The 23643-nt window shown below is 38.5% G+C and carries 28 protein-coding genes, 1 pseudogene and 2 riboswitches; of the genes and pseudogenes, 17 read left to right on the plus strand and 12 right to left on the minus strand.

Annotation, left to right across the window (positions count from 1 at the left end):
• Positions 1 to 286: 286 nt before the first annotated feature.
• From CWS20_RS01320 to CWS20_RS01330, 3 genes are all read right to left on the minus strand, one after another.
• On the minus strand, positions 287 to 1315 hold the full coding sequence (locus CWS20_RS01320) for a DUF2804 domain-containing protein (RefSeq protein WP_101226224.1): 1029 nt from the start codon (positions 1313 to 1315) through the stop codon (positions 287 to 289).
• A complete protein-coding gene (locus CWS20_RS01325) occupies positions 1272 to 2171 on the minus strand; it encodes an alpha/beta fold hydrolase (protein ID WP_066193608.1) in 900 nt (299 codons plus the stop codon). Before CWS20_RS01325 ends, CWS20_RS01320 begins: the two co-directional genes overlap by 44 nt.
• Before the next feature lie 193 nt (positions 2172 to 2364).
• Positions 2365 to 3198 carry a lipid II flippase Amj family protein gene (locus CWS20_RS01330; protein WP_066193610.1) on the minus strand — a complete coding sequence of 278 codons (834 nt, stop codon included), beginning with the start codon at positions 3196 to 3198 and terminating at the stop codon, positions 2365 to 2367.
• A 371-nt stretch (positions 3199 to 3569) separates the two neighbouring features.
• Here CWS20_RS01330 and CWS20_RS01335 point away from each other — a divergent pair, with 371 nt between their 5' ends.
• The 3 genes from CWS20_RS01335 to CWS20_RS01345 are packed head-to-tail and all read left to right on the plus strand — an operon-like array spanning position 3570 to position 5393.
• Positions 3570 to 4325, plus strand: a complete 756-nt coding sequence (locus CWS20_RS01335) for a GTP pyrophosphokinase (protein ID WP_066193615.1) — start codon at positions 3570 to 3572, stop codon at positions 4323 to 4325.
• On the plus strand, positions 4322 to 4756 hold the full coding sequence (locus CWS20_RS01340; RefSeq protein ID WP_066193617.1) for a DUF5392 family protein: 435 nt from the start codon (positions 4322 to 4324) through the stop codon (positions 4754 to 4756). The genes CWS20_RS01335 and CWS20_RS01340 overlap by 4 nt, the downstream gene beginning before the upstream one ends.
• A gap of 28 nt (positions 4757 to 4784) precedes the next feature.
• Entirely contained in the window at positions 4785 to 5393 is a 609-nt protein-coding gene (locus tag CWS20_RS01345; RefSeq protein WP_066193619.1) for a TetR/AcrR family transcriptional regulator, read from the plus strand.
• Positions 5394 to 5753: 360 nt separating this feature from the next.
• On the opposite strand, the gene fosM is transcribed toward CWS20_RS01345, so the two are convergent.
• Positions 5754 to 6173, minus strand: coding sequence for a FosM family fosfomycin resistance protein (gene fosM / locus CWS20_RS01350; RefSeq protein WP_066193620.1), 420 nt, complete (start codon positions 6171 to 6173; stop codon positions 5754 to 5756).
• Positions 6174 to 6603: 430 nt separating this feature from the next.
• Entirely contained in the window at positions 6604 to 7281 is a 678-nt protein-coding gene (locus CWS20_RS01360) for a DUF1287 domain-containing protein (protein WP_066193623.1), read from the minus strand.
• Between the two features lie 344 nt (positions 7282 to 7625).
• On the opposite strand from CWS20_RS01360, the gene CWS20_RS01365 reads away from it, so the two are divergent.
• The 5 genes from CWS20_RS01365 to CWS20_RS01385 are packed head-to-tail and all read left to right on the plus strand — an operon-like array spanning position 7626 to position 10221.
• Positions 7626 to 8120 (plus strand): GNAT family N-acetyltransferase, encoded by a 495-nt coding sequence (locus CWS20_RS01365; protein WP_066193625.1) that lies wholly within the window; start codon positions 7626 to 7628, stop codon positions 8118 to 8120.
• Positions 8121 to 8150: 30 nt separating this feature from the next.
• Positions 8151 to 8456, plus strand: coding sequence for an antibiotic biosynthesis monooxygenase family protein (locus CWS20_RS01370; protein WP_066193626.1), 306 nt, complete (start codon positions 8151 to 8153; stop codon positions 8454 to 8456).
• Positions 8453 to 8827: a hypothetical protein gene (locus CWS20_RS01375; RefSeq protein ID WP_066193627.1), complete on the plus strand. Its 375-nt coding sequence runs from the start codon at positions 8453 to 8455 to the stop codon at positions 8825 to 8827. Before CWS20_RS01370 ends, CWS20_RS01375 begins: the two co-directional genes overlap by 4 nt.
• Positions 8820 to 9473: a cobalamin B12-binding domain-containing protein gene (locus CWS20_RS01380; RefSeq protein ID WP_066193629.1), complete on the plus strand. Its 654-nt coding sequence runs from the start codon at positions 8820 to 8822 to the stop codon at positions 9471 to 9473. Before CWS20_RS01375 ends, CWS20_RS01380 begins: the two co-directional genes overlap by 8 nt.
• Complete coding sequence (locus CWS20_RS01385; RefSeq protein ID WP_066193631.1) at positions 9460 to 10221, plus strand: STAS domain-containing protein; 762 nt, start codon at positions 9460 to 9462, stop codon at positions 10219 to 10221. Before CWS20_RS01380 ends, CWS20_RS01385 begins: the two co-directional genes overlap by 14 nt.
• A 57-nt stretch (positions 10222 to 10278) precedes the next feature.
• On the opposite strand, the gene CWS20_RS01390 is transcribed toward CWS20_RS01385, so the two are convergent.
• Positions 10279 to 11442: a pyridoxal phosphate-dependent aminotransferase gene (locus CWS20_RS01390; protein WP_066193633.1), complete on the minus strand. Its 1164-nt coding sequence runs from the start codon at positions 11440 to 11442 to the stop codon at positions 10279 to 10281.
• Between the two features lie 167 nt (positions 11443 to 11609).
• Positions 11610 to 11716: riboswitch (SAM riboswitch) on the plus strand.
• A 95-nt stretch (positions 11717 to 11811) separates the two neighbouring features.
• On the opposite strand from CWS20_RS01390, the gene CWS20_RS01395 reads away from it, so the two are divergent.
• A complete protein-coding gene (locus CWS20_RS01395; protein ID WP_066193635.1) occupies positions 11812 to 12639 on the plus strand; it encodes a MetQ/NlpA family ABC transporter substrate-binding protein in 828 nt (275 codons plus the stop codon).
• Between the two features lie 136 nt (positions 12640 to 12775).
• Here the strand turns inward: CWS20_RS01395 and CWS20_RS01400 are convergent, their stop codons facing one another.
• Entirely contained in the window at positions 12776 to 13006 is a 231-nt protein-coding gene (locus tag CWS20_RS01400) for a hypothetical protein (protein WP_066193637.1), read from the minus strand.
• 165 nt (positions 13007 to 13171) lie between these two features.
• On the opposite strand from CWS20_RS01400, the gene CWS20_RS01405 reads away from it, so the two are divergent.
• Both CWS20_RS01405 and CWS20_RS01410 read left to right on the plus strand, forming a co-directional pair.
• On the plus strand, positions 13172 to 13792 hold the full coding sequence (locus CWS20_RS01405) for a TetR/AcrR family transcriptional regulator (protein WP_066193639.1): 621 nt from the start codon (positions 13172 to 13174) through the stop codon (positions 13790 to 13792).
• A 1-nt stretch (position 13793) separates the two neighbouring features.
• A complete protein-coding gene (locus CWS20_RS01410; protein WP_066193642.1) occupies positions 13794 to 14462 on the plus strand; it encodes an MBL fold metallo-hydrolase in 669 nt (222 codons plus the stop codon).
• A 26-nt stretch (positions 14463 to 14488) separates the two neighbouring features.
• On the opposite strand, the gene CWS20_RS01415 is transcribed toward CWS20_RS01410, so the two are convergent.
• A complete protein-coding gene (locus CWS20_RS01415; RefSeq protein WP_066193644.1) occupies positions 14489 to 15361 on the minus strand; it encodes an aminoglycoside phosphotransferase family protein in 873 nt (290 codons plus the stop codon).
• A gap of 131 nt (positions 15362 to 15492) precedes the next feature.
• Here CWS20_RS01415 and CWS20_RS01420 point away from each other — a divergent pair, with 131 nt between their 5' ends.
• Complete coding sequence (locus CWS20_RS01420; RefSeq protein WP_066193646.1) at positions 15493 to 15678, plus strand: hypothetical protein; 186 nt, start codon at positions 15493 to 15495, stop codon at positions 15676 to 15678.
• 52 nt (positions 15679 to 15730) lie between these two features.
• Here the strand turns inward: CWS20_RS01420 and CWS20_RS01425 are convergent, their stop codons facing one another.
• The 4 genes and pseudogenes from CWS20_RS01425 to CWS20_RS01440 all read right to left on the minus strand — a co-directional run bounded on the left by CWS20_RS01425 (position 15731) and on the right by CWS20_RS01440 (position 18542).
• Positions 15731 to 16177 carry a PaaI family thioesterase gene (locus tag CWS20_RS01425; RefSeq protein WP_066193648.1) on the minus strand — a complete coding sequence of 149 codons (447 nt, stop codon included), beginning with the start codon at positions 16175 to 16177 and terminating at the stop codon, positions 15731 to 15733.
• A gap of 49 nt (positions 16178 to 16226) precedes the next feature.
• A complete protein-coding gene (locus CWS20_RS01430; protein ID WP_066193649.1) occupies positions 16227 to 16799 on the minus strand; it encodes a TetR/AcrR family transcriptional regulator in 573 nt (190 codons plus the stop codon).
• Positions 16800 to 16925: 126 nt separating this feature from the next.
• Positions 16926 to 18145, minus strand: a pseudogene (locus CWS20_RS01435) (MFS transporter).
• On the minus strand, positions 18126 to 18542 hold the full coding sequence (locus tag CWS20_RS01440; protein ID WP_083957269.1) for a MarR family winged helix-turn-helix transcriptional regulator: 417 nt from the start codon (positions 18540 to 18542) through the stop codon (positions 18126 to 18128). Before CWS20_RS01440 ends, CWS20_RS01435 begins: the two are co-directional and overlap by 20 nt.
• Before the next feature lie 436 nt (positions 18543 to 18978).
• Positions 18979 to 19174, plus strand: a riboswitch (cobalamin riboswitch).
• A 258-nt stretch (positions 19175 to 19432) separates the two neighbouring features.
• On the opposite strand from CWS20_RS01440, the gene CWS20_RS01445 reads away from it, so the two are divergent.
• The 5 genes from CWS20_RS01445 (at position 19433) to CWS20_RS01465 (ending at position 23637) form a co-directional block, all read left to right on the plus strand.
• Positions 19433 to 19666, plus strand: a complete 234-nt coding sequence (locus CWS20_RS01445) for a hypothetical protein (protein ID WP_066193655.1) — start codon at positions 19433 to 19435, stop codon at positions 19664 to 19666.
• The gene (gene mmgD, locus CWS20_RS01450; RefSeq protein ID WP_066193657.1) at positions 19656 to 20774 is read left to right on the plus strand and encodes a citrate synthase; all 1119 of its coding nucleotides are present in this window, start codon (positions 19656 to 19658) and stop codon (positions 20772 to 20774) included. The genes CWS20_RS01445 and mmgD overlap by 11 nt, the downstream gene beginning before the upstream one ends.
• 11 nt (positions 20775 to 20785) lie before the next feature.
• Positions 20786 to 22222 carry a 2-methylcitrate dehydratase gene (gene prpD / locus CWS20_RS01455; RefSeq protein WP_066193659.1) on the plus strand — a complete coding sequence of 479 codons (1437 nt, stop codon included), beginning with the start codon at positions 20786 to 20788 and terminating at the stop codon, positions 22220 to 22222.
• A 15-nt stretch (positions 22223 to 22237) separates the two neighbouring features.
• Positions 22238 to 23143, plus strand: coding sequence for a methylisocitrate lyase (prpB, locus tag CWS20_RS01460; protein WP_066193661.1), 906 nt, complete (start codon positions 22238 to 22240; stop codon positions 23141 to 23143).
• A gap of 86 nt (positions 23144 to 23229) precedes the next feature.
• Entirely contained in the window at positions 23230 to 23637 is a 408-nt protein-coding gene (locus CWS20_RS01465) for a MarR family transcriptional regulator (protein WP_066193663.1), read from the plus strand.
• The last annotated feature ends 6 nt before the right edge of the window (positions 23638 to 23643 follow it).

Here is a 23643-nt window from a genome sequence, read left to right on the forward strand (position 1 = left end):
GTAATGCCTCCAAACTATAACGTGATGGTTAAATTATACTCCTGATTCGTTAAATTGACAATACATATGCAGCATCAACCGCTTTTGGATGCAGCAGGTAAACTAATGAGAATTTTACTTTAATAGGAAAACTGATATTTCAGAGCAAGAAACTGGTGCGCGAAAATGAATGAGAATAAAGCCGATATTCATAATAGGAATTTGACTACTAAAAAATGAGCAAAGCAGTCATCGGCAGTTCAGGTTTAGAAAGCTAAATCGTTGAGAGGTCAATCATCCCACTATGTCACCAGCGGTTATAAACCCTCTCTGCAAATCCAAGGAAATCTTTCAACTCGAGAATTGTGCCATCATCAAGCACAACTGTACCATTGAATTTTCCAAATACTTGATGCTGGTCACTGGCTATAATGCCAACCGAGGTATAGTCTGCACGATCTAGTATGGGGGTGAATGCCATTTCGAAACGGCGGTCATTTGAAGTGAAACGCCAAGGCTGAAGATAATGGTGTTTATCCCCACCCATAGGAATATGAAATTCAACTTGATCAAGCTTATGGGCTTTCTCTTCATAGAACAGCATGTTTTCACTAGCAGCCGATGTGTCTCCAAATCCATAGCCAATGTTAAAGCCAACTGTTTTGCCTTTTAGTAAACCTGAAGCAGATCCCCAATACCATGTGTTTTTATAAGTCCAAACACCTCTTCCCCAGTCAAGAGTAGCGAATGAGCCTTCATTAAAATGAAAGGTTTGCTCTCCTAATGAGGCAGTACCTGCGGAGCGGATGCAATTGATTTTTTGATTATAATAAAAAGCCTTTTTATTGTCGGGAAATGGAGTAGCGATGACAATTGAATCTTTAGGTTCATCAAATAATATGAAATCGCAAGAGAAGTCTTTCCCAGCACTAAACTTCTTCATCGAGCATGTTAATCTGCGTTTGTTTCCTTCATGCAAAAAAGCCATTGTTACTCTTTTATCTTTGTAGACAATATCACCTGATTTCGATGAGGCAGGAAGGCCGAGCTTGCCGAGCGTAAACGGTTTAATCACGCTCGTTGTTTTAAACCACGCGCTTTTAAAATCCAGCAAAGAAATACTTAAGAGCCCCATATATGAATTATCGGCGATGGTCAGTGCAACCGCATAGTCCTCATTCATCACCAAATAATAATCCCATTCTTTAATACGGAGGAAATTTGCCTTAATGTCCTTCCGGTTATAGTCTAATAAAAGTGCGGTCGCGTAGCCTTTCTCGGTTAATTCACCATTACTGTTCAGCAGATTTTTTCTCGTCGTTATTCTGTTCTGCAATAGATACGCCTCGCTTTCTTAATAAGGAAAAGGCAATCACCATTGCCTCGAATTTCTCTTGTTCTTCAAGATATGGCATATGGTTGCTTTCTTCAAATATGTATAATCTTGAATATGGAAGTAAAGATGTAATCTCCTCTGAAAAAGGCAGTGGACATTGGGCATCATGACGGCCGCAATAAACAAAAGCAGGCACTGAAGCTTCTCGCAATAACTCCCTGATATCATAATTCGGTAATTCCTGATAGGAATAATAATCCAATCGCTTCGGAACAACCTTGCCGCTGCTTAGCTTGGAAAAATAGCGGTCGAAGTTTTCAGGACGATATAATGACATTTCCGTCCATTCCCGATTGACCTTTACACGCAGTGAACGAGCTGACTGGGGTGACCCCAGAATGGCCATGATTTCTTTTATTCTTTTGTTAAGCGGACTTTCCCTGCAATACATGCTTTCTTGGTGATTCATATAATGCTTCGAAGCCGTCGAGCCGCCAATCATTACTTTTGTTAAGGACGTATTGAAGTAAACACTATAGACAAGCGCAAGCATACCGCCTGTAGAATGGCCCGCAAACCCCCATTGTTCAATCTCCAACGCTTCCCGTATTGCTTCTAAATCTTTGCAGCTTTCAAGCATGCTTAATTCATCATCTGTTTGAGCCTGACATGATGCCCCTGCTTCCTTCAGGTTGACCAAGTAAACTTTAAAATTGGTGGTAAATGGCTCAGCAAAATAATAACCAAGCTCATTAAATTCGCTGTATAAATGAGTGATGCATAGAGGTTCGCCAGCACCTTTTGTGAAAACCTCAAAAGGTCCACGCTTTGTATCAATGATTTCCTGTCTCCACATTGTTAGATTCCTCCAGTAAAAAGGATGGTAGTGATAACATCGATTTCTTCATAACTTGAATTGAATCTATGGTATTAAAGGGTGTAAGTTCCAAATTATTAAATTTTTCCTAAATCGTAATGGTGATCATGATTGTGATAATAATTAAACAAAAATTGTTCTTGTTTAGCCTTCATTTTGATCTCTCCCAAAGTTATTTCAGCATCACAACAAATTTAGCAGCCCAGGCTATATATATTGCGCCTGGAATGAAGAGTAGCTGTGCGAAGATGGTCCCGAATAATCTGGATGTGACCATTGTAACTGAGGCGCCTTTTAAATAATTATAGCTACCCTTACCATTGATGACTGCATCGGCCAATACAGAAATTTTCGGATCAACAAGAGTAGACAGTAGTATGGTGGCAACACCATTAATTAAGCCGGATGCCATAATGGCAGTCGTTTGATATTCTGGTGCGATAACGGAAGCATATAGTGCGGAAAGGACGCCAATCGTATAAATAGATGTGACAGCCATATTAATGAAAAACAAGCGCATTGGAATATGCTTTCTTTCTAATCCTTTAAGAAAACTAATATTGGGCTTCCTAAAAAGAGAAAATGTTCTTTTTATGTAATAAGGTGTGAAGCCTTTCTTGATGAGTGCAGGCACAGAGCCCATCTCCACAGAAAGCTGAATAATCGCCCGGGAAAAAATCGCGACAAATGTCGGAAGCAGCATCGCACCTATGAGTGTCCCGACAGTTGAAGCGCCTATCAGCACGCGATATTGATCGGCTAAAAACCCTTGGACAAATTCAACCGATCCTTCAGGGGCCGTGTCAACTAAGCTTCCGGTGAAAGGCTGTTGAATCATATTCGACATTCTCGATACAATGACAATCGTATTAAATAAAGACAGTGCGGAGGCCAGTAGCTTAACTCGGGCACCTGAAAGCCGAACTGCATAGGCGAGCGTTTCAACGCTATGAATGAGGAGGATAAATAGAGCAATAAGTATGAGTTTTAAAGTAATCAATTCCATTTTAAAAACCTTCTTAATTTTTTCCTCATTATACCAACTATTTCATATAAAAAACATATATTTGTGATAAAAATGTGACAAAGTGTCATATAGATATTGACTTGTGACAAGGTGTCATTTATGATGAAACTATAGCGAATATGACAAAGTGTCATATAGGGAGGCATCACTATTGTGAACAAGCAGTTAAGTGACCTTGTGAAAAAGTTACAATCTCAAGGAATTCGCGCATCCGTTTGTAAAAAGCCATCAAGTTTAAAGAAAAAAGCAAAGAAGCTACCGAATCTTGGATGAAACATTGGATTATTCCCATTGTCAGAAGGAACAATTACGGAAAAAATAAATGAGCAAACTAGAAATGGGGAGAAAAAATGGATCAAAATTTAGTGGACACAAATGAGATATTAAAGACATTAAAGAAAGAATTAATGCGCTTTATGCTTTCTTATAAATTTGCATTGGAAGAAATCAATACGAAAATAGATATATTAAAACAGGAATTTCAATATTTTCACGATTACAATCCAATCGAACATGTGAAATCCCGTTTAAAATCACCTGAAAGTATTTTGAGAAAAATTGAACGCAAAGGTGATGAATTCACGATTGAATCTATCCAAAAAAATATTCGTGATATTGCAGGAGTCAGAATCACATGTTCATTTATTTCAGATATTTATGCAATCAAGGATATGATTGCCAATCAAAAGGATGTAACTTTGGTCGAGTGCAAGGATTACATTAAAAATCCTAAACCGAACGGCTATCAAAGCATGCATTTAATTGTACAAGTCCCTGTTTTTATGTCCGACGGTGAACAGAAAGTATTTGTTGAAATACAAATCCGGACGATTGCGATGGACTTTTGGGCGAGTTTAGAACACAAAATTTATTATAAGTATGATAAAGAAATTCCAGCGTATATGAAAAAAGAATTAAGCGAAGCAGCTGAAACTGCAGCCCAGCTTGATCGGAAAATGGAAAGCATCCATTTAGAAATGAACAAACTGAAGGAGCTTAATCATGATGCAGGACATATAGAAGAGCTGCAAATTTTAAATGAACGTTTTCGTTTACCTGCCCAATTTCTCAATTTAAAAAGAAACACTGGAGGAGGAAAAACATGAATTTTAACCCATTTGCCGAAATGCCCGCCTTTGTACAAAAAGAAATGGAGAAATTGAATGAAAAAATTTCTCCATTTATGAAGAAGGCTTCACGATACGCTTTATTTTCGTTTCCTCTAATTGTTTTCTCAATCATGAATTTAGTTATTCTCATTTTTGCCGTTCCGTATGACGAGAATATGTGGATTACGGTAGGGATTTACGCAGTGTTAGGTGCGGTAGGGATGGCATTATCTAAAGAATCGAAAATCCGCCGCAAGGAAATAGAAAAAATGAGCATGGACTATATTATTGAACGAATTAATAAAAGTGAACATGCTTCAGAACAAATGAAAACAAAATATGTAACCTTAATTAAAGAAAAGCCGATTACTGCCTTGGCGCAATTTACAGCATTTCTGCAAGAGGAGAGAAGACGTTCATATTACTAAGTAAGAATTAGGTAGGAGGGGAGAAACCTTGCCAAAAATCACCTTTTTTAACTTGCCACACGAAAAACAAAAAAAATTAGTTCATGCGGCCAGGCAGGAATTTTCAAGAGTGCCATTATATCAGGCATCAATAACTAATATAGTTAAATCTGCACGGATTCCGAGAGGCAGTTTTTATCAGTATTTTGAAGATAAAGAAGACGCTTTCTTTTATTTGTTAAAAGAACGGGTGCAGGTGAATAAAAATTATTTATTTTCCTTAATAAAGCGGCATGAAGGGGATATTTTTCAAACATTGATTGATTTTTATAAATTAATTATTACCGAAGAGGAAGAAAACTTAAGCTTTCTAAGGAATATTTTTCTGAATATGAATCATCAAATTGAAACAGAATTCGAACGAAGCTTCAGTAATCATGAAGCAAATGAGGAGTTTAGTGAATTTAGCTCTCTCATTGATAAAGACAAATTGAACATTAAAAATGATGAAGAATTTGCGTGCATGATGAAAATTTTAATCTCAGTCATGATGAGAAGCGTCATTGATAAATTTTCCCGGGACCTCACAGAAGACGAGGCTATGCGCCATTTTAACATCGAAATGAACTTGCTGAAAAACGGATTATCAATGAACTAAAAAGAAATGCCTAGCAAGCATTCCTCAGGCTGTAAAAAAAAATGAAGAGCTTGAGTTTTTCCAGGCGCACCGCTCGCTTTCTATTGGTTTGAACGTTGAACATAACTAGCTTCAAATAATGAAAAAAGAGAAGTTGAGTGTGCTCAATTTCTCTTTTTCGTTATGATGCCTTGATTAAATTCACTGCCATTTATGGGAGGCCCGTTTCGTTTTCAACCTTCGATTTTCCTCGGACAGAAAATAGAGTGAAATGCAAATTAGCCTCCAATAATCTAAAAACTGGTTCCACGTCAATCTTGCTTTTTGGTTTTAGAGGAGGGTTTTATCCCAGCCACTTTTCTAAGAACAGAGGCACTCATATTAATAAAACTCCATATGTTTCTTCTCGTTTCGATAATAATTAAGGCGATCTTCCAGCGTACCTGTATGAAATTCAAACTTATGGCCATCCGGGTCAGTGAAATAAATTGATTTTTTATCCTTATCATCGCGTTCTCTGCCTTGAAGTATATGTACATTTAATTGAATAAGTTTATTAAGCATGACATCAAAGTCATCTTCTGCAATCGTAAAAGCAAGATGGGTATAGGATTGATGTATTTCATTTCGGGGGATGTCAGCTTCAAGATTCAAGGCCAACCACAGCCCGTTTAGGTCAAAATATGCGGTCGTCCGGCCTTTAACCAATAGTTTCGCATCAAATACTTTTTGATAAAACTCAATTGATTTCTCTAAATCAGATACTGAAAAAAGCAAATGATTTATTCCTTGAATTTGCATAAAAATTCTCCTTTAAAAAATTATTGTGAAAAAATCACAATATTCCAAATATATACATTCTAATGGTATAATTAATACAGCAATGGATTTGTTATGTCGAAGGCAGTCCGCCCATCCCCAAAGGAGAGGGGGTGCTGCTTTGACAGTTTTTGAGGCTTTGGTATTCGCTTGTACATTTACAAGTTTAATCATGGCTGTTCTGTCATTCAACCACAACGATAAAAAATAATCCACCTAAGCACGATGTGCGGTGGATTTAATCCGTATAGCTGGCTGCCTTAAAGGCTAACCATTCTATTGCAAGATCGGCTGGTGTTGCCCCACCACCGATCTTTTTTAATATATGCAACTCGTTTCCTTTATTATACAATAGATTTTATTTTCTGTGAACAAGCTGGTCTTGTCCGATTTCTAGTTTCAAACAATTTATTCAATATTTCCAACGATAATGACCTGCAATAGGTGTATTAAAAGACGAAAGCTTTACTTCTGCAGCAAATGGGCGGATATTATGGATAAAATAAGGGGTCCCATCCTTTGCTTTTTTGTCAGAAATAATGCCTACATGGTGGAAGTTCCTTTCCATAAAGACGACAATATCACCTGCTTGCCATTGTTGCAAGTTTTCATTATCTCCTGTTATAAGCTCAGTCGTTAAAGACTCAGCGTATCTTTCAAAATAGACGAATTGATTAGGCACACTGCGAAAATCAATATTAGGGTCAGGTTTGCCATCGACTCTCGGATACAAATGTGTGTGTTCAACAATATCAGCATCCATTAAGTCTTTTAAGGTGATATTCGCGCCAAGGAGACCTCTCCAAATCACATCTGTACATACACCTTCGTCACTAGGAGGATAGCCTCTCTGGTAATACCTGCTTTTATAAATTGTTTGCTGTCTGACTTCTTTCCGGGCGGCTTCAACAATATCAAGGGCATCGGGAATCCCATTCTGATTGGCATCAATGGTGGAGTAGTTATCTGATGTATGTATTTCCTCTAAATGAATACCAAGATGATCTAAAATAATCCCGCCTTTAAAGAAATACATAAAGATAAATAATATGAAAATAAAGAGCAAAACAATGACAATCAATTTCTTCATCTAAATCCTCCCATCCATTAAATTGACGTCCATTTCAATTAACAGGTTACAAATATTACTAAAGTTGCAAATGAAAAAATCGTTGTAATTGATAATGGTTCTCATTTACAATAAAGAAAAAGGAAGGGTGTTGAATATGTGCGAAAAAAGAGAGAATTCTTGTCATTCTTCATTCATTTGTTATGATTGTGGATATATAGAAGTTGGAATTTATGAGCCAGAACAATGCCCATGTTGTGGAGAATTGCGGGAAAGTATAAATAATGAATATCCACTCATAGATAAAAAGGAATTTTAATGGGAGAAGTTGAATTAAGCAAGAAAGTATTCCAGGGGGAGTGGAAATGCAACAAAGAATCCAAATACGTCAAATGAACATTTCAGATATACCGCAAATTCAAAGGGTGGCAAAAGAAAGCTGGAATGCAACCTATGAAGGGATCATCCCAATTGATGCGCAAGAAAGCTTTTTATTAGCTGCTTACAGCGAACAAATGCTAACAAGGCGTTTTGAGCAATCTATTCTATTTGTTGCTGAAGCTGATGGTAGAATTATAGGATTTGCAAATTACTCGCAAATGCGAGAATGTGGAGAGGTAGAATTAGGCGCCATTTATTTGCTGCCTGCTTATCAAGGAAAAGGAATCGGCTCAAGCTTATTGAAAACAGGGATAAAGCATTTTGAAGGTGTGAAGACCCTATTAATAAATGTTGCGAAAGAAAATAAATTAGGCAGAAGCTTCTATAATAGTAAAGGTTTTAAAGCGGTTGACGAGTTTGACGATCCATTCGAAGGAGTAATCGTAAAGACGGTTACAATGGTTTTGGAAATTAGATAAACATAGTATTTTTCTTGAGGAGGCTAATCTATGTATACAGTTTTTTCAACATTCGATGTGAATGAAGAAAAAGCAGAGGAAGTGATTGGGATTTATCAAAATCGTTCCCGTCTTGTCGACAGTGCGGAAGGTTTTGTTGACTTTTTTCTCCTGCAAAATGACAAACGGCCGGGAGAATTAACTGTTCAATTAATCTTTAATAATAAGAAGGATTATTTGCAATGGGTGAGAGGCGAGGATTTTAAAAGAATCCATGAGTTAGAAAAAAAATATCCAGATCAGGAATTGGCTGCAGTCATACCGAAAGTCTCACAGTATAAAGTTGTGGCACGATGAGCAGGTTTGAAACGATTGCCGAAGAGGTAACTATAAGAATATACAGAGAAGATTCAACTTTAATTGAGCGGTACGGAAAGCGTGGAAAAGAACAAACATTTACAGATAATCTCCATCATTTGGATTATTTGAAGGCTGCCAGTGATTTAAACAGCACGGCTATTTTTACAGACTATGCCATTTGGTTAAATGGTATATTAACAAAAATTGGGATGACTTCCCAAACTTTAATAGATAACTTTATATATCTTGATGAAGCACTCCAGAACAGTCCTTTTGTTGATCATGCTGAAGCAGCGGTTTATTCCAGATATTTGGCTGATGCTATTCAGGCGCTGCAAAGCATGAAAGGGGAAAATAAATATGTCTAAAGGCGAAGAATTAGCAGGCATTCTTCTAAAGGGATCTGTAACAGATGCGTGGGATTATATAGAGAAGTATAATCATCTGTCGAACCTGGAAATTTATCAAGATATTATAACACCAGCGATGATATATGTCGGGCAATTATGGGAGAACTTTGAAATTACAGTTGCCGATGAACATTTAGCTTCAGGTGTATGCGATTTTATACTTGCAAGACTTGCATCAAAATATAAGAGCAAGAGTGAAGACCATGACGCGCCGAAAGCAATGTTTTTATGTTTGGAAGGAGAACAGCATAATGTCGGTTTAAAGATGACCGCTAGTCTGTTTGAAGAGAAAAAATGGGACGTGAAATTTTTTGGTGCAAATTTGCCTGTGCAATATGCATTGAAAGCTGCAAAAGAATGGGAGCCGGATGTGATTGGTCTTTCAGTATCCATTGCGACACATCTGCCAAAGCTTAAAGAATATACAGAAGTTTTCACTTATCTCCCTAAAAAACCGACCATTCTTGTAGGCGGCAGACTTACAAGCATGTATAACCTGCAAACCTTTGCAGCAAATAATCCGCTGATTATAACAAATTTATATGAATTAAATGAGTGGATAAGCAACTATCAAATGGAGGGGAGGACAAATGCAATTAATTGATTTTGAATTGCCATTGCCATTTTTAAAAGCCAATAATACAGGTCAGATTATCAGCTATTCTTATCAAGCTGAAGAGATATTCGATTTATCACAAGGGGTTCTATTGAACCTTATTGATGAAGGAAGCATAAAGAAGTTTGAAAATGCTCGCGCCATAGCAGGGAAAAATATGTGTTTTGAAGCGAATTTGAAAACAAAAACTTCCCAGATTACCTTGTTTGATGTATATATTACTTGGGATCATGAGCACAATGCGTATATGCAATTTGCTGTAAAAGAAAAAGATAATGAACGATTGTTTGAAAAATTGCAGGAGCTACAAAACAGGCTGGCTGCGACAGACTTTGAACTTTATGAAAAAAAAGAGATGCTTGAACGGACCTTATTAAGACTGGATGAGCTGTCCGGTCCATTTATTCCATTATCTAATTCTATCGCCTATATTCCGTTATTTGGAGACATTACACAAGAGAAAATATCCATTATATCAGAAAGATGTTATCATGCTGTTTCAAACGGAGAGTATTCACTCAATTTAATTGATGTTACATCTGTAGGCTATATATACGATGATGGAGTATTGAAGCTGAAGGAAATGATTAAAGGTTTGCGATTAATTACCGGCGGAGAAGTAAAATTAATCGGAATGAGCCCGAAGCATACACCTATTTTTCATAAATACAATTTTGAATCAATTGTAGAGACAAACCACTCCTTGTCTAAGGTACTGAATATGTCAGTTTCTTAAAACATCTTAAAAGACTACAAAATGCTGATAACTCATGAGTTATCAGCATTTTAAGATTTAAAATAAGTTTAATTGTCCAATTCTATCTACTGCTTCCTCTAATCGTTCCTCGTCGACTAACAAACCTACCCGCACATAACCTTCGCCGAATTTACCGAATCCATTGCCTGCGGCGACCGCAACGTCGGCCTTATCAAGCAGATAATCGGCAAATGCCTCGCTTGTAAAACCTTCAGCTACAGGCATCCAGGCAAAGAATGACCCTGCAGGTGCTGTTGCTCTCCAGCCTATACTTTCGCAAGCTGCAATAAACCTGTTGCGACGTCGTTCATAAAGAGCAACAAGCTCTCTCACACTTGTCTGATCGCCTGTAAGTGCATCTGCTGCTGCCTGCTGTACAGCAGGAAATAGGCTGACATAAAGATGGTCTTGGATAAGATTGATTGCTGCGATAATGGTTGGATTGCCAACTGCAAAGCCCACTCTCCAGCCTGCCATATTATATGTTTTAGAAAGAGTGTACATTTCAATGCCAACCTCTTTTGCGCCTTCTATGCTCATAAAGCTTTGCGGCTTGTCTCCATCAAAGCCAATGGCACCATAAGCAAAGTCATGCAGGATGGCAATGTTATTTTCCTTGGCAAATGCGATTGTTTCTTCGAAAAACTCTTTGCTAGCAGTCGCACCTGTCGGGTTGTTCGGATAATTTAAGTACAATAGCTTTGCCTTTTCTTTTTGCTCGTCTGAAAAGGCAGAGTAGTCTGGCAGAAATTGATTTTCCTCTTTTAACGGGAAAGTATCAAATGTTACATTGGCAAGCACGGCTCCAGATTCATAATCGGGATATCCCGGATCTGGCAGGAGCATAAGGTCGCCCTCATTAAGCAGGCACATTGGCAATTCAACGAGACCGGCCTTGGCGCCAAAAAGAATGGCAACCTCTTTCTCAGGATCAACCTCGACGCCATACTCTCGTTGATAAAATTCTGCTGATGCACGATTTAATTCATTAATCCCGCGAAAAGGAGAATATTTATGTGTAATTGGATCCTCCGCCGCACTTTGCAGTGATCGAACAATATGGGCGGGTGTCGGCTGATCCGGATTACCTTGTCCTAAATTGATTACATCTCTGCCCTCAGCTTTAGCTTTAGCTACTTTACCGACGAGTGATGCAAAAAATTGCTGCGGCAATTGCTTTAAGCGATCAGAAAGTTCCATGCTGACTCCACCTTTGAATGTTATTAATCTTTATACGAACGAATTTTATATCGTAATGATAAAAATGTCCAGTTAAATTTAGGGAAGATTATTTTTAATTTAATAACTTAGAAGATTGACAAATAATCAATAGAGTAGTAATATCATAACATAAAAATTGAAGATAAAGCTTATCCAGAGTGACCGAGGGACTAGGCCCTATGACGTCCGGCAACCCCCAGCAATGGGAAGGTGCCAATTCCTGCAGAATGATTTCCATTCTGAAAGATAAGGCGAAATATAGATTTTAAAATGCCTCTTTCAGATATTGAAGAGGCATTTTTATGTGGTCAATTTCTGGATGAACGCTCTTAAAGGGGGAAAAATCAGATGAAAAAATGGTTAATTACTTTCATTTTAGTCGTAACAGCAGGTTTCCTTGCAGCCTGCGGCGGGTCAGGCACAAGCGGTGACCAGGTTGATGAAACAAAGGAATTAAAATTTGGTGCAACAGCAGGGCCATATAGCGATATGTTAAAGAAAGCTATTATTCCAGGATTAGAAGAGAAGGGCTATAAAGTAGAAATTGTAGAATTCAGCGATTATATTCAGCCAAATAAAGCACTTGACGAAGACGATATTCAAGCGAACTTATTCCAGCATACGATTTATCTCGAGAACTTTGAAAAAGAGAATAATATGGACTTAACGCCATTGGTCATCGTCCCTACTGCACCAATGGGCATTTATTCAAATCAGTATAATTCTCTAGAAGAAGTAAAGGATGGAGCTACCGTAGCCGTTCCGAATGACCCAACCAATGTGGCTCGTGCATTTAACACACTTCAAGATGAAGGATTAATTAAAATCGATGCAAACGCAGATCCACTAACCGTCTCAGAGAAAGACATTATTGAAAATGAAAAAAATCTTGTCTTCCAGCCAATTGAAGCAGGCCAGCTCCCTCGCTCTGTTGAAAGTGCAGACTTAGCCGCTGTCCCTGGTAACTTTGCCTTAGCTGCCAAAATGGATCTTTTAAGCGCACTTGCCTTAGAAGACATGCTTGATAATTACCGCAATATAGTTGCCGTAAAAGCAGAATTTGAAGATACCCAATATGCAAAAGACATAAAAGAAGTCGTTGAATCAGACGAATTTGAAAAAGTAATCGATGAACAATTCCAAGGCTTCGGCAAACCAGAGTGGATGAGCAAATAATAAAAAAAGACCAGGGGGTTCCTGGTCTTTTTTTCGTTTAAACGCTACAGAGGTTAGGCTTTCAGAGGAATAAAACGAGTTTATTCACCTGAAGAAGGTCATGGAATAGTTTTTCCGAGGAATAAAACGAGTTTATTCACCTGAAGAAGGTCAGCTTACATCTTGATGAACCTACTGGAGTTTCATTTTCGTAGCAGATGATGAATTGTTCTTCCCCATTTCTCCATGCATTGCGCAGTACATCAGCGGATTCAGTCATCGCACTTGATGGCACATCTAGAGTGCTGTATTCGGCAAACGCCTCCTGCATGAGCTGATGGGCAATGTAAACCTCTGACTCTTGTCCCAGTTTTATCAAGATGGCCATATTGCTATTTCCTCCTTTTAAAAAAGCTACTTAAAATAAAATAAACTCTTTCGATTAGAGAGAATTAAATTCCTGCAAAAATTATTTATTGTTGCAAAAACTAACCAACGGTTATAAACTAATTTTATAACCATTGGTTAGTTACTAAAAAAGGAGTCATTCAAAATGGGTAAACGATCAGAAGAAACTAGACAGGCCATCTTATTAGCAGCAACAAAGCTGTTTTCAAAAAAAGGATATGAGGCAGTGACAATGAGGGAAATTGCTAAAGAAGCAGGCTGTTCTCATACAACAATTTACTTATACTTCAAAGATAAAATCTCACTTTTACAGCAGCTTTCAATGCCTTCCCTTCAACATTTGTATCAACAACTGAAGGAGATTTCCAGCGATGAATCTATCGCATCCGCAGAAAAATTAAAAGCTATGAGCAGACAGTATCTTTCTTTTTGCTTGGAAAATCAAAATATGTATAGCGTCTTCATTAATGCACGATCTGGAAGAGTGGATGAAGAAAATCCTTCACTTGAGGTTAATCAAATAAGAAATATGATTTTTAAGGAGCTGATCAATGCAGTTAGTGAATGTCTTGAAATAAAGGATAGTGAAACCGCACTTGCTTATACAAGAATTTACTATTATAGTCTCAATGGTATTTTAACGACATACGCTTATATGCACGAGTCTGTAGAGGAGTTAATGGAGCGGCTTACACCTACTTTTGATTTGATGGCTGAAACGTTTATTTTAGGATGCATTGAAAAAATGAAGAAAGGGGAGAGTTAGGATGAAGGTTACGAAAGTTTCGGAACATATTTGGAGCATTAAAGCATGGATGGTGATTCCTGTACATGTTTGGCTGGTAAAGGATGAAGAGGGAATCACACTTGTCGATGCCGGCATGAATAGAATGGCCGGAAAGATTTCGAAAGTGATTAAAGACTTGAATGCAGGTCCGTTAAAAAGAGTGCTACTTACACATGGACATTCTGATCATACAGGCGCAATCAAAGCATTGGCGGAAGAGGACGAAGTGCCTGTATACGCACATTTGGAGGAAATCCCTTATATGGTTGGTGAACGCATTTATCCGCGCAGAAAAAAGCTTGAATTCAATGTTGATAAAAATATTGTTAAGCCGCTTATAACAAATGATCAAGGTGAATTATCTACAATTGGCGGCTTAACTCCGTATTTCACACCAGGCCATTCACCAGGCCATGTCATTTACTATCATGAGATGGATCAAGTAGTTTTAGCTGGAGATCTATTTACATCTAAGAAGGGGAAACTTAAGCCTCCAATGTCCATGTTTACGGCAGATATGGCACAGGCCGTACGGAGCAGTGAAATTGTGAGCGAGCTTAACCCAATCAGGCTGGAAGTTTGTCATGGAGATTCTGTGATAAATCCTGCCGAACAACTTCCAGCCTATCAAAGCAAAAATGCAGAATAAAGAAGACATCTCCTACAGCAGCTCAATTATAAGTTTTGCCGTTTGCTAATTTTCATCAGACCGTCGCTCGGATCGAGGTGTTTGCCCTTTTTAACCGTATAAATCCACTCATGAAACACCGGCTGCAAGCCATAAAATTGACCAACACGCTTTAAAATTAATTCTGTTGGAGCAGTTCCGCAATAGTTTTTCAGCACTTCCATTGTGAATGCTGCTCCGAAATCCCAGTATATCCCGGCAAAATCAAACGCCGGATCACTGATTTGGGCATCAGTAAAATCAATAATCCCTGTTATTTTTTTGCTCTCATCATCATAAATCATATTTGCCGCTGTTAAATCGCCATGAATTACGGTTTTATTTTCCGGATGAAAATCAGCATGTTCGAAAATAAAAGAAACGAGATGCTGTTCCTTTTTTGATAAGAAAGGGAATACGCATTTTTCAAGTGTTTGATATAGATTATTCCAATACTGCTCATTATGAATTTCCTTCAATCCAAACGCCCGCGCTTCACCGACTTCAATTTGGTGCAGTTTAGTCAAAAAATCTCCGAGAAGCTGTGCTGATGCTTTTAAATCCATACTTGAATCAATCAGCGTCAAATTCTTTCCATGAATATAGCGATGAGAGGTGCCGATTCGTTCGCCTTTCTCATTATATAGAAATTCATAGGCTGGAATGAGCATTTTGGGATTTTTGGCATGTAAAAGCTCAAGGAGCCTTTTTTCTATTTCAATGGTTTTTGTAAGCTCAGGCTTCTTTGGCAGCCTAAAGACATGCGCATCATTCACAATAAAAATATCGTTATCCCAACCCATTTGATTCACCGCTATGCTTTCAATTTTTAAATCAGGTATTTGCTCTTGAAGGAGTAATATCAGCTCTTGTTCATTCACCTAAACCTCATCCTTAATCAAACATTTGATTGCATTATTTTAACAATATTTCGTTTATTTATCTATGAAAGAATAATTAAGATTAGACAGGGAAATCTACAAAAAGATATTAAATAAAGGAGAGATGACAAATGAAGAAAGATCATGAAAATCAACTAGATGAAAAAATCATCGCCGCTCAAAATCAAGCACAGCAGTACAATCAAGTGGATGTAGAATTTTCAGAAGATGAAGATGTGCAAAGTGCTGTCGCTAAAAGCCAGCAATTTGAAGTTAAAAATCAACAGCCTACTTATGAGCCGAATAAGCCATTTTAATGTAAATCAGCCCATGTTTTGGGCTGATTTTTTTTATCGATGAAAGGTTACTTTATTTTGTCTGTTTCCGCGAACCAGAGGGATTCCCCTTTAAAATCATGCATGTGCTCGTTGAATGAGCAACAAGGCTGTTTTTTTCATCATATACATTGCATTCAAGCAGCCCGACTGAAGAGCCTTTTTTAATTAATTGGCCGATTGCGCGCAGTTTAGATTTCCATATAGGCTTAAGGAAATTTAGCTTTATTTCTACAGTTGTGAATAGCTCGTCGTCTGCGAGTGTGGTAGCGAATGCATAGCCCATGGCAGCGTCGGCGATATCGCACATGACGCCGCCATGAAGTGTGCCCATGGGGTTATACATGCGTTCAGATGTTTCCATTTCAATCACAACTTTGCCTACTTCGACTTCTGTCACATTCATGCCGAGCAGCTCAGCAATCGGTGCACTTGGGAGATCTCCTGCAGCCATCTTTTGTAAGCCTTCTAAATGTTTCATAACTATCACCTTTTCTTTTTTTTAGAATGAACATTCTTAAAATAATGTACTAATCCAGGCTATTTAGTGAGGAGTCTATGATATTTTCTAGCTTTTCTTTATCATCAGTAGTTTTTACTAAAACCCGAAAACCTGTGAAAGCATTGTGTAGAAATTGAGCGAGGTGTTTAATATCATGATGCGAGCCAATCTCTCCGGTTTGTTGTCCCTGTTCTAATAATTCATTTAGCAGCTTTTCTGTTTTAGAAAAACTGTTTGCCACAAAATCACTGCAGCTTGAATCATGAGGGAATTCCACTGCTGTATTGACGATGAAACAGCCTTTAGGTGTGTGGTCATCGCGGATCATTGCCATTTCAAATAGTCTTCTTATTCGCCTTTTTATGGTAGGCAATTGCTGAATCTCAGCATGGATATTTTTAGATGTGATTTTTTCATACTTTTCCAATGCTTTTAAAAATAGAGTATGCTTATCACCGAATGTATCGTAAATACTCCTTCGGTGGATGCCCATTACATCGACCAAATCCTGCATGCTAGTTTTCTCAAAACCTTGCGCCCAAAAAAGTTTCATCGCCTTTAATAAAACGGCCTCTTCATTAAATTCCTTGTTTCTTCCCATCACCATCCTCCTTAAAAATATCGTAGCATTATTGAGAATGAACAGTAAAGAATTTTCTGGTAACTTAATCTGAAAAGAAAGACTGTATTCTCGTAAAAGAAAAAATACAGTCTCAACTAAGTTGCTTTATACGGAAGCGGAGTGGTGGTTGACTGCGCCTTTTGTTCTGCGCGGATTCTCCTTTTTGCCATGGACAAAATAATAAAGAATGATGGCTACTAATACAATGCTCCCCATATAAACATATAAAAGACTATAGCCTGTATAAGGAATCATCAATCCGAGCAGATAAGGACCAAATCCAAGCCCCGCATCTAAAAAGATGAAAAAGGTTGATGTAGCCAAGCCCATTCGGTGTGTCGGTGTCAGTTTCACTGCAATCGCCTGTGTACAGGATTGCATATTACCAAAACCAAGCCCGATCAATGCGCCGGAGATTAACAGCGTTGCTGCACTGGAGGCAGTGCTTAAAAGCAGCAGTCCCCCGCCCATTAAGATGAAGGCTGGATACATGATAAAATTGGCGCCTTTTATGTCCATGAGCCGACCTGTGAATGGTCTTGAAATGAGTACAGCTACAGCATATACAAAAAAGAAGAAGCTCGCCGCATTTACGAGATCAGCCTCAATGGCATAAAAATTAATAAACGATAAAACGCTTGAATAACAGAAAGCAACCGTTAAGACGACAATCGCAATTGGAAATGCTTTAGGTTCAATAAATCCAGAAATTTTAAAGCCGGCGATATCTGCTTTTTCCAATTCAGCTTGAGTTAATTCCTGAACTTTAACAGTCATACCGATGAATAAAGAAATGATTCCTAAAACAAGGCAGAATGCAAATATCATTTGGAAGCTTGTATGCTGGCTCATGATAAGTCCAATAAATGGCCCAATAGCTGTTGCCAGCGTTGCGCTCATGCTGAAATAGCCGATTCCTTCACCTTTGCGAGAATGTGGAATAATAGATGCGACAATCGTTCCGGAAGCCGTGCTTGCCATTCCAAGTGTGAGGCCGTGTATAAAGCGTGTTATTAGTAAGAAGGTGATTCCGGCGTCAATAAAATATATGCTTGTTACAATGGTAAAAATAATGAGTCCAATCACTAAAGTTTTTTTCGTCCAATCTTATCAATCGAGCGCCCGATGAAAAGCCTGCCGATAAGGGTGCCGATGATAAAGATACCAGTAACAAGGCCGGCCTGACTTGGTGTGGCATCATAGGCTTCTACCGCATAAAGAGCCATGGTTACCATCAATAAATAAAAAATTAATGTTAGAAAAAAGTTGACGGAAGACACGATGATGAAGTCTTTCGTCCAAAGCTTAGCTTTTGACTGTGTCATGTTCTTCCCCCTGATTAATTAAATTTCCACGGATTAACTGCATAATTCGGATTGTATCTTGCTGTTCCTCTGCTGAAACTCCGTTTAAAATATCCATTTCAAATTCGTCAATCGTCACGCGAATCTTTAAGTAAATGTCTATTCCAGCTTGTGTCAGCTGCATTCTTTTTTCGCGTTTATCCGAGCTTGGGATTTTTTCCACAAACCCGAGCTCTTCCAGCCGGTTGATTGTCCGTGTAACAGTTGGTTTTTCAACCCCTTGATAGTTAGCAATTTCAACAAGCGTGGCTGGACCGAATGTATTCAAATAATAAAAGACCGTCCACTGTGCCCTTTGCAGTTGATGTTTGCTGAGCATCGCATTCAGTTTATTTTCAAATGGACGATAAAGCATCATAAAATGGTGAAAAAATCGTTGGCTGGCTTTAATAAGAAAACACCTCTTTAAAAATAGTTATCCTTGGTAACTAATATACTATAACAGATATCATTTCATCATGTCTATGGGTGAATGTAGTAAAAGTATTCAGTGAAATTATAGTAAGGGTTTACATTGTCTTTATATCAGTATTTCTATGTTTGTGAAAAAAACTTCTTGTTTTTAAACCAAAAGCTGTTCAAAATCGTCTAATCATTAGGTAAGGAGGGGAAAGGGTGAAAGAGCTTTATATTGAAGAGATTGGACAAGACAGCTTGTTATTACAGATAGACTGGGCATATCATGGCTAATAGAGTATAGAAAAATTCATACAAAGGATACACATATAAATAATGCACTTCAAAGAAAACAATTGTAAATTTTCTAAAATATTGATATATTGAACTTGTAAAATTAAATAGTTGTAGAAATAGGTGCAGATAGCCAATGCTATTTGCTTAAAAGGGAAGTCCGGTTAGAGACCGGCGCTGTCCCGCAACTGTAATTGTGAGCGATTCGAGTAACACCACTGTTTCCGTTAACATGGAAATGGGAAGGTTCGAAGAGCGATGACCATGAGCCAGGAGACCTGCCTGTTTTAGCAAACATCAATACCTACGCGGATAGGGGGTGTTAAGTGCGAGTTTGAGGTACATGCTATTAGGAAGCATGTTTATTTTGATATTCGTTTTTAACTTAACAACTTCTTTCTGGAAGTTGTTTTTTGTTTTCCAGAAGGGGTTGCAGTTTGTACGAAAATAAAATTTTACCGCAAAAGCGATGGAAGCAATGGACGCTCGTTTAATCAACATAAATTCAATACAAGCCAATGGCAACTTTTTTGCATTACACAATTGGAGGAAAAATAATTGTTTGGAACCGTTCAATATTTTATCAATTCATTGAAATCAACGATCATGATTAATCACAGTGCAGAAAGAGCGTGTTCATTACAAGAAGAATTTGAAAGCATAAAGTATGAGATTGCAGCACTTTCGATAGAAAAGGCAACAATTAATCATTATTTGAATAACGCTGAAAAGGCTTACAGCATCGTCAGGCAGGATGTAATTGGATGGGAGGAAAAGGAAGATGAGCATTGAGGAAAAGTATATTCCCGGTTTAGATGGTGTCATTGCTTCAGAAACGAAGATCTCATTTTTAGATACAGTCCAAGGCGAAATTGTCATAAAAGGGTACGATTTGATTAAGCTTTCTCAAACAAGGGAATATTTGGACATTGTGCATTTGCTTTTGGAAGATCGCTTGCCGAATGTTGAAGAAAAGGTAGCTGTTAATAATAAGCTGAAACAAGCCTATCAAATTCCTAATGGTGTTTTTGAAGTGTTTAGGAATTTGCCTCATGAAACGCATCCAATGGACGGTCTTAGAACAGGGATATCCTCTCTGGCGGGCTATGATGACAAATTAGAAGATCGATCGCTTAAGGTAAATAAGGAGCGGGCATATAATCTGTTGAGCAGTGTGCCAAATATTGTTGCGAATAGCTATCGGATCATAAGGAAAATGGAACCAGTTCAGCCAAAAGAAGAATTATCATATAGTGCCAATTTCTTTTATATGCTGACAGGAAAATATCCATCACCATTAGAGGAAAAAATATTTGATCTCTCACTCGTTCTATACAGTGAACATGAAATGCCGAATTCTACATTTACAGCAAGAGTGATTGCCTCAACCCAATCAGATTTATACGGCGCGCTGACAGGTGCAGTTGCAAGTTTAAAAGGCAGTCTTCATGGCGGAGCGAACGAAGCGGTCATGTATATGCTGAACAAAGCGGGAAGTGTCGCGGCATTTGAAGAGAATCTTTATAAAAAATTATATAACAAAGAAAAAATTATGGGCTTTGGTCACAGGGTCTACATGAAAAAGATGGATCCGAGAGCATTAATGATGAAAAATGCTTTAAAGGATCTATGTGAAAAAGAAGGCAATGACCTGCTTTTACAAATGTGTGAGGCAGGGGAAAAAATAATGGAGAGCGAAAAAGGTCTTTTTCCAAACCTTGATTATTATGCGGCACCGGTTTATTGGATGCTGGGCATTCCTATCTCTCTGTACACACCGATTTTCTTCAGTTCAAGAACAGTTGGATTATGTGCTCATGTTATCGAGCAGCATGAAAATAATCGTTTGTTTAGACCGAGGGTGCTCTATACAGGCGAACGTCATAGTCTACCAAATTAAGGAGTGTTTATATGCTGAAAACAAGTGATCAAAATAAAACGGATATTTTACTAGAAAACATTGCTGATTATGTATTAGAAAAAGAGATTGTTAGTGAAGAGGCTTACCAAACGGCGAGATATGTTCTGTTAGATACGCTTGGATGTGGCATATTGGCGCTTAATTACCCTGAATGCACTAAGTTATTAGGACCGGTTGTTCCAGGTACGGTTGTACCTAATGGCACAAGGGTGCCAGGCACTTCCTTTGTGCTTGATCCTGTGCGCGGAGCTTTTAACATTGGATGTATGATTCGCTGGCTTGATTATAATGATACTTGGCTTGCGGCTGAATGGGGACATCCTTCAGACAATCTTGGGGGCATTCTTGCAGTGGCGGATTACTTGAGCCAAGTCAGGCTATCAGAAGGCAAAGAGCCTTTAAAAGTGCGTGATGTGCTCGAAATGATGATTAAAGCACATGAAATTCAAGGGATACTTGCATTAGAAAACAGCTTAAACAGGGTTGGCTTAGATCATGTCTTATTTGTTAAAGTGGCAACAACAGCTGTGGCAGCGAAAATGCTGGGAGGAAGCAGAAAAGAGATTATTAATGCTGTTTCAAATGCATGGATAGATAATTCCAGCTTACGCACTTATCGTCATGCGCCAAATACAGGCTCGCGAAAGTCTTGGGCGGCAGGTGATGCTACGAGTAGAGGCGTTCAGCTTGCTTTAATGGCCATTAAAGGAGAAATGGGCTATCCGCAAGCGCTATCTGCGCCAGGCTGGGGGTTTCAAGATGTTTTGTTTAAGGAAAAAGAATTAAAGCTGGCACGTGAACTTGATTCCTATGTGATGGAAAATGTTCTTTTCAAAGTATCCTATGCAGCAGAGTTCCATGCGCAAACAGCAGCAGAGTGTGCGGTTAAACTGCACAAGCAAGTGTCAGGCAGATTAAATGAAATTGACCGTATTACTATTACAACTCATGAATCAGCGATAAGAATCATCGATAAGAAGGGGCCGCTTCATAATCCGGCCGATCGCGATCATTGCTTACAATACATTACGGCAATCGGTTTGTTAAAAGGGGATATCCGTGCAGAGTTTTATGAGGATGAGATAGCCAATGATAAAAGAATTGATGAGCTTCGAGACAAGATGGAGGTCATCGAGAATAAACAATATAGTGTTGACTATTTAGATCCGAACAAGCGCTCAATCGCAAATGCGGTTCAAGTCCATTATATTGATGGGACTTCCTCTGAATTCGTTGAATGCGAGTATCCGCTAGGCCATCGTTTCCGTAGAGATGAAGCGATACCAAAGATTATAGAGAAGTTTTCAAGCAACTTGAAAGCACAATTTCCTGCAGGCCAGCAGCGCAAAATTGAAGAAGCCGTTTCTAATCAGGAATCGCTTGAAAAAATGAATGTAAATGAGTTTGTCACCTTATTTTTAAAATAAGAGGAGGTATTTATAATGGCATGGATTGTTGACAAGGCGAAAACGCAATTAGAGCTTGCACAAAGGTTCAGTGAGCTTGTGTCCTCTCCACCAATTTTGCAAATTCCAGGTGCGCATGATGCGATGGCAGCACTAGTAGCCCAAAAAGCAGGGTTTTTAGCACTCTATTTATCTGGAGCAGCCTATACAGCGAGCAGGGGGCTGCCGGATTTAGGGATTGTTACATCCAGCGAATTGGCTGAGCGGGCAAAGGATATCGTAAGAGCAACCAATCTACCATTGTTAGTAGATATAGATACAGGGTTTGGCGGTGTATTAAATGCAGCCCGTACCGCTGTCGAGATGGAAGAGGCAAAAGTTGCGGCTGTTCAGGTGGAAGACCAGCAGCTGCCGAAAAAGTGTGGACATTTAAACGGAAAACAGCTTGTTACAATAGAAGAAATGGTACAAAAAATAAAAGTTATGAAGGAAGCAGCACCGACCTTATACATTGTGGCACGTACAGATGCCAGGGCAGTTGAAGGGTTGGAAGCATCGATTAAGAGAGCGGAAGCTTATCTTGAAGCAGGTGCTGATGCGATTTTTCCCGAAGCATTGCAGTCAGCTGAAGAATTTCGTCTTTTCTCCGAAAGGGTAGCTGTCCCATTGCTAGCCAATATGACCGAATTTGGAAAAACTCCCTATTATTCAGCAGAGGAATTTTCCGAAATGGGCTTTCAAATGGTCATTTACCCAGTTACATCATTAAGAGTTGCTGCCAAAGCGTATGAACAAGTATTTGATTTAATCAAAACCACAGGAACTCAAAAAGATGCGCTAGCTGCCATGCAGACACGGAAAGAATTATATGAGACAATCTCCTATTTTAAATTTGAAGATTTAGATCGGGAGCTGGCAAAAACGATTTTAGAGAAAGAATAATAGATTTTTTGTATTCGCTTGGGCAACCAAGCGTTTACTGCAGCAAAATATTTAAGCAGGTAAAATTTTTTGAGAGGAAGTATTTCATGGATGAAAATAAGGAAAGATCCATTCACCATTTTATTGTAGAAGTATTAAAGAACACTCGTCTCAACAGTCTGCTTATTCATGATGATGAGCTATCAGATAATCTCGTTCTCCTGCTTTACAGATTAAAGCTTGCCGGCTATATGAAGATAACTGATATTTCGGCGGCATTCCATCTCACGCCTGCAGCAGCGACAAATATGTGTGATAAGCTGGAGAGGATGGGACTTGTGGAACGAGTACGCTTAAATGAAGACAGGCGCGTCGTAAGAGTTACCTTGACTAAATTAGGTGCGGAAAAAATATACGCAATGTTTGCCGGGTTATCCATTAGTCAGCTGGAAGTCATTACGAGCAATATAGAGGCAATTAACAATTCAGTAAAGGCGATCGAGCAGATCATTTAGAGAATT

The organism is Cytobacillus horneckiae, assembly GCF_002835735.1.
Lineage (GTDB): Bacteria > Bacillota > Bacilli > Bacillales > Cytobacillaceae > Cytobacillus > Cytobacillus horneckiae.

Excerpts from the sequence above, each read along its gene's own strand:
- CWS20_RS01325 (WP_066193608.1), bottom strand. The coding sequence starts at position 2,171 with ATGTGGAGACAGGAAATCATTGATACAAAGCGTGGACCTTTTGAGGTT.
- CWS20_RS01330 (WP_066193610.1), bottom strand. The coding sequence starts at position 3,198 with ATGGAATTGATTACTTTAAAACTCATACTTATTGCTCTATTTATCCTC.
- CWS20_RS01335 (WP_066193615.1), top strand. The coding sequence starts at position 3,570 with ATGGATCAAAATTTAGTGGACACAAATGAGATATTAAAGACATTAAAG.
- CWS20_RS01340 (WP_066193617.1), top strand. The coding sequence starts at position 4,322 with ATGAATTTTAACCCATTTGCCGAAATGCCCGCCTTTGTACAAAAAGAA.
- fosM (WP_066193620.1), bottom strand. The coding sequence starts at position 6,173 with ATGCAAATTCAAGGAATAAATCATTTGCTTTTTTCAGTATCTGATTTA.
- CWS20_RS01360 (WP_066193623.1), bottom strand. The coding sequence starts at position 7,281 with ATGAAGAAATTGATTGTCATTGTTTTGCTCTTTATTTTCATATTATTT.
- CWS20_RS01365 (WP_066193625.1), top strand. The coding sequence starts at position 7,626 with ATGCAACAAAGAATCCAAATACGTCAAATGAACATTTCAGATATACCG.
- CWS20_RS01370 (WP_066193626.1), top strand. The coding sequence starts at position 8,151 with ATGTATACAGTTTTTTCAACATTCGATGTGAATGAAGAAAAAGCAGAG.
- CWS20_RS01375 (WP_066193627.1), top strand. The coding sequence starts at position 8,453 with ATGAGCAGGTTTGAAACGATTGCCGAAGAGGTAACTATAAGAATATAC.
- CWS20_RS01380 (WP_066193629.1), top strand. The coding sequence starts at position 8,820 with ATGTCTAAAGGCGAAGAATTAGCAGGCATTCTTCTAAAGGGATCTGTA.
- CWS20_RS01385 (WP_066193631.1), top strand. The coding sequence starts at position 9,460 with ATGCAATTAATTGATTTTGAATTGCCATTGCCATTTTTAAAAGCCAAT.
- CWS20_RS01390 (WP_066193633.1), bottom strand. The coding sequence starts at position 11,442 with ATGGAACTTTCTGATCGCTTAAAGCAATTGCCGCAGCAATTTTTTGCA.
- CWS20_RS01395 (WP_066193635.1), top strand. The coding sequence starts at position 11,812 with ATGAAAAAATGGTTAATTACTTTCATTTTAGTCGTAACAGCAGGTTTC.
- CWS20_RS01400 (WP_066193637.1), bottom strand. The coding sequence starts at position 13,006 with ATGGCCATCTTGATAAAACTGGGACAAGAGTCAGAGGTTTACATTGCC.
- CWS20_RS01405 (WP_066193639.1), top strand. The coding sequence starts at position 13,172 with ATGGGTAAACGATCAGAAGAAACTAGACAGGCCATCTTATTAGCAGCA.
- CWS20_RS01410 (WP_066193642.1), top strand. The coding sequence starts at position 13,794 with ATGAAGGTTACGAAAGTTTCGGAACATATTTGGAGCATTAAAGCATGG.
- CWS20_RS01420 (WP_066193646.1), top strand. The coding sequence starts at position 15,493 with ATGAAGAAAGATCATGAAAATCAACTAGATGAAAAAATCATCGCCGCT.
- CWS20_RS01425 (WP_066193648.1), bottom strand. The coding sequence starts at position 16,177 with ATGAAACATTTAGAAGGCTTACAAAAGATGGCTGCAGGAGATCTCCCA.
- CWS20_RS01430 (WP_066193649.1), bottom strand. The coding sequence starts at position 16,799 with ATGGGAAGAAACAAGGAATTTAATGAAGAGGCCGTTTTATTAAAGGCG.
- CWS20_RS01440 (WP_083957269.1), bottom strand. The coding sequence starts at position 18,542 with ATGATGCTTTATCGTCCATTTGAAAATAAACTGAATGCGATGCTCAGC.
- mmgD (WP_066193657.1), top strand. The coding sequence starts at position 19,656 with ATGAGCATTGAGGAAAAGTATATTCCCGGTTTAGATGGTGTCATTGCT.
- prpD (WP_066193659.1), top strand. The coding sequence starts at position 20,786 with ATGCTGAAAACAAGTGATCAAAATAAAACGGATATTTTACTAGAAAAC.
- prpB (WP_066193661.1), top strand. The coding sequence starts at position 22,238 with ATGGCATGGATTGTTGACAAGGCGAAAACGCAATTAGAGCTTGCACAA.
- CWS20_RS01465 (WP_066193663.1), top strand. The coding sequence starts at position 23,230 with ATGGATGAAAATAAGGAAAGATCCATTCACCATTTTATTGTAGAAGTA.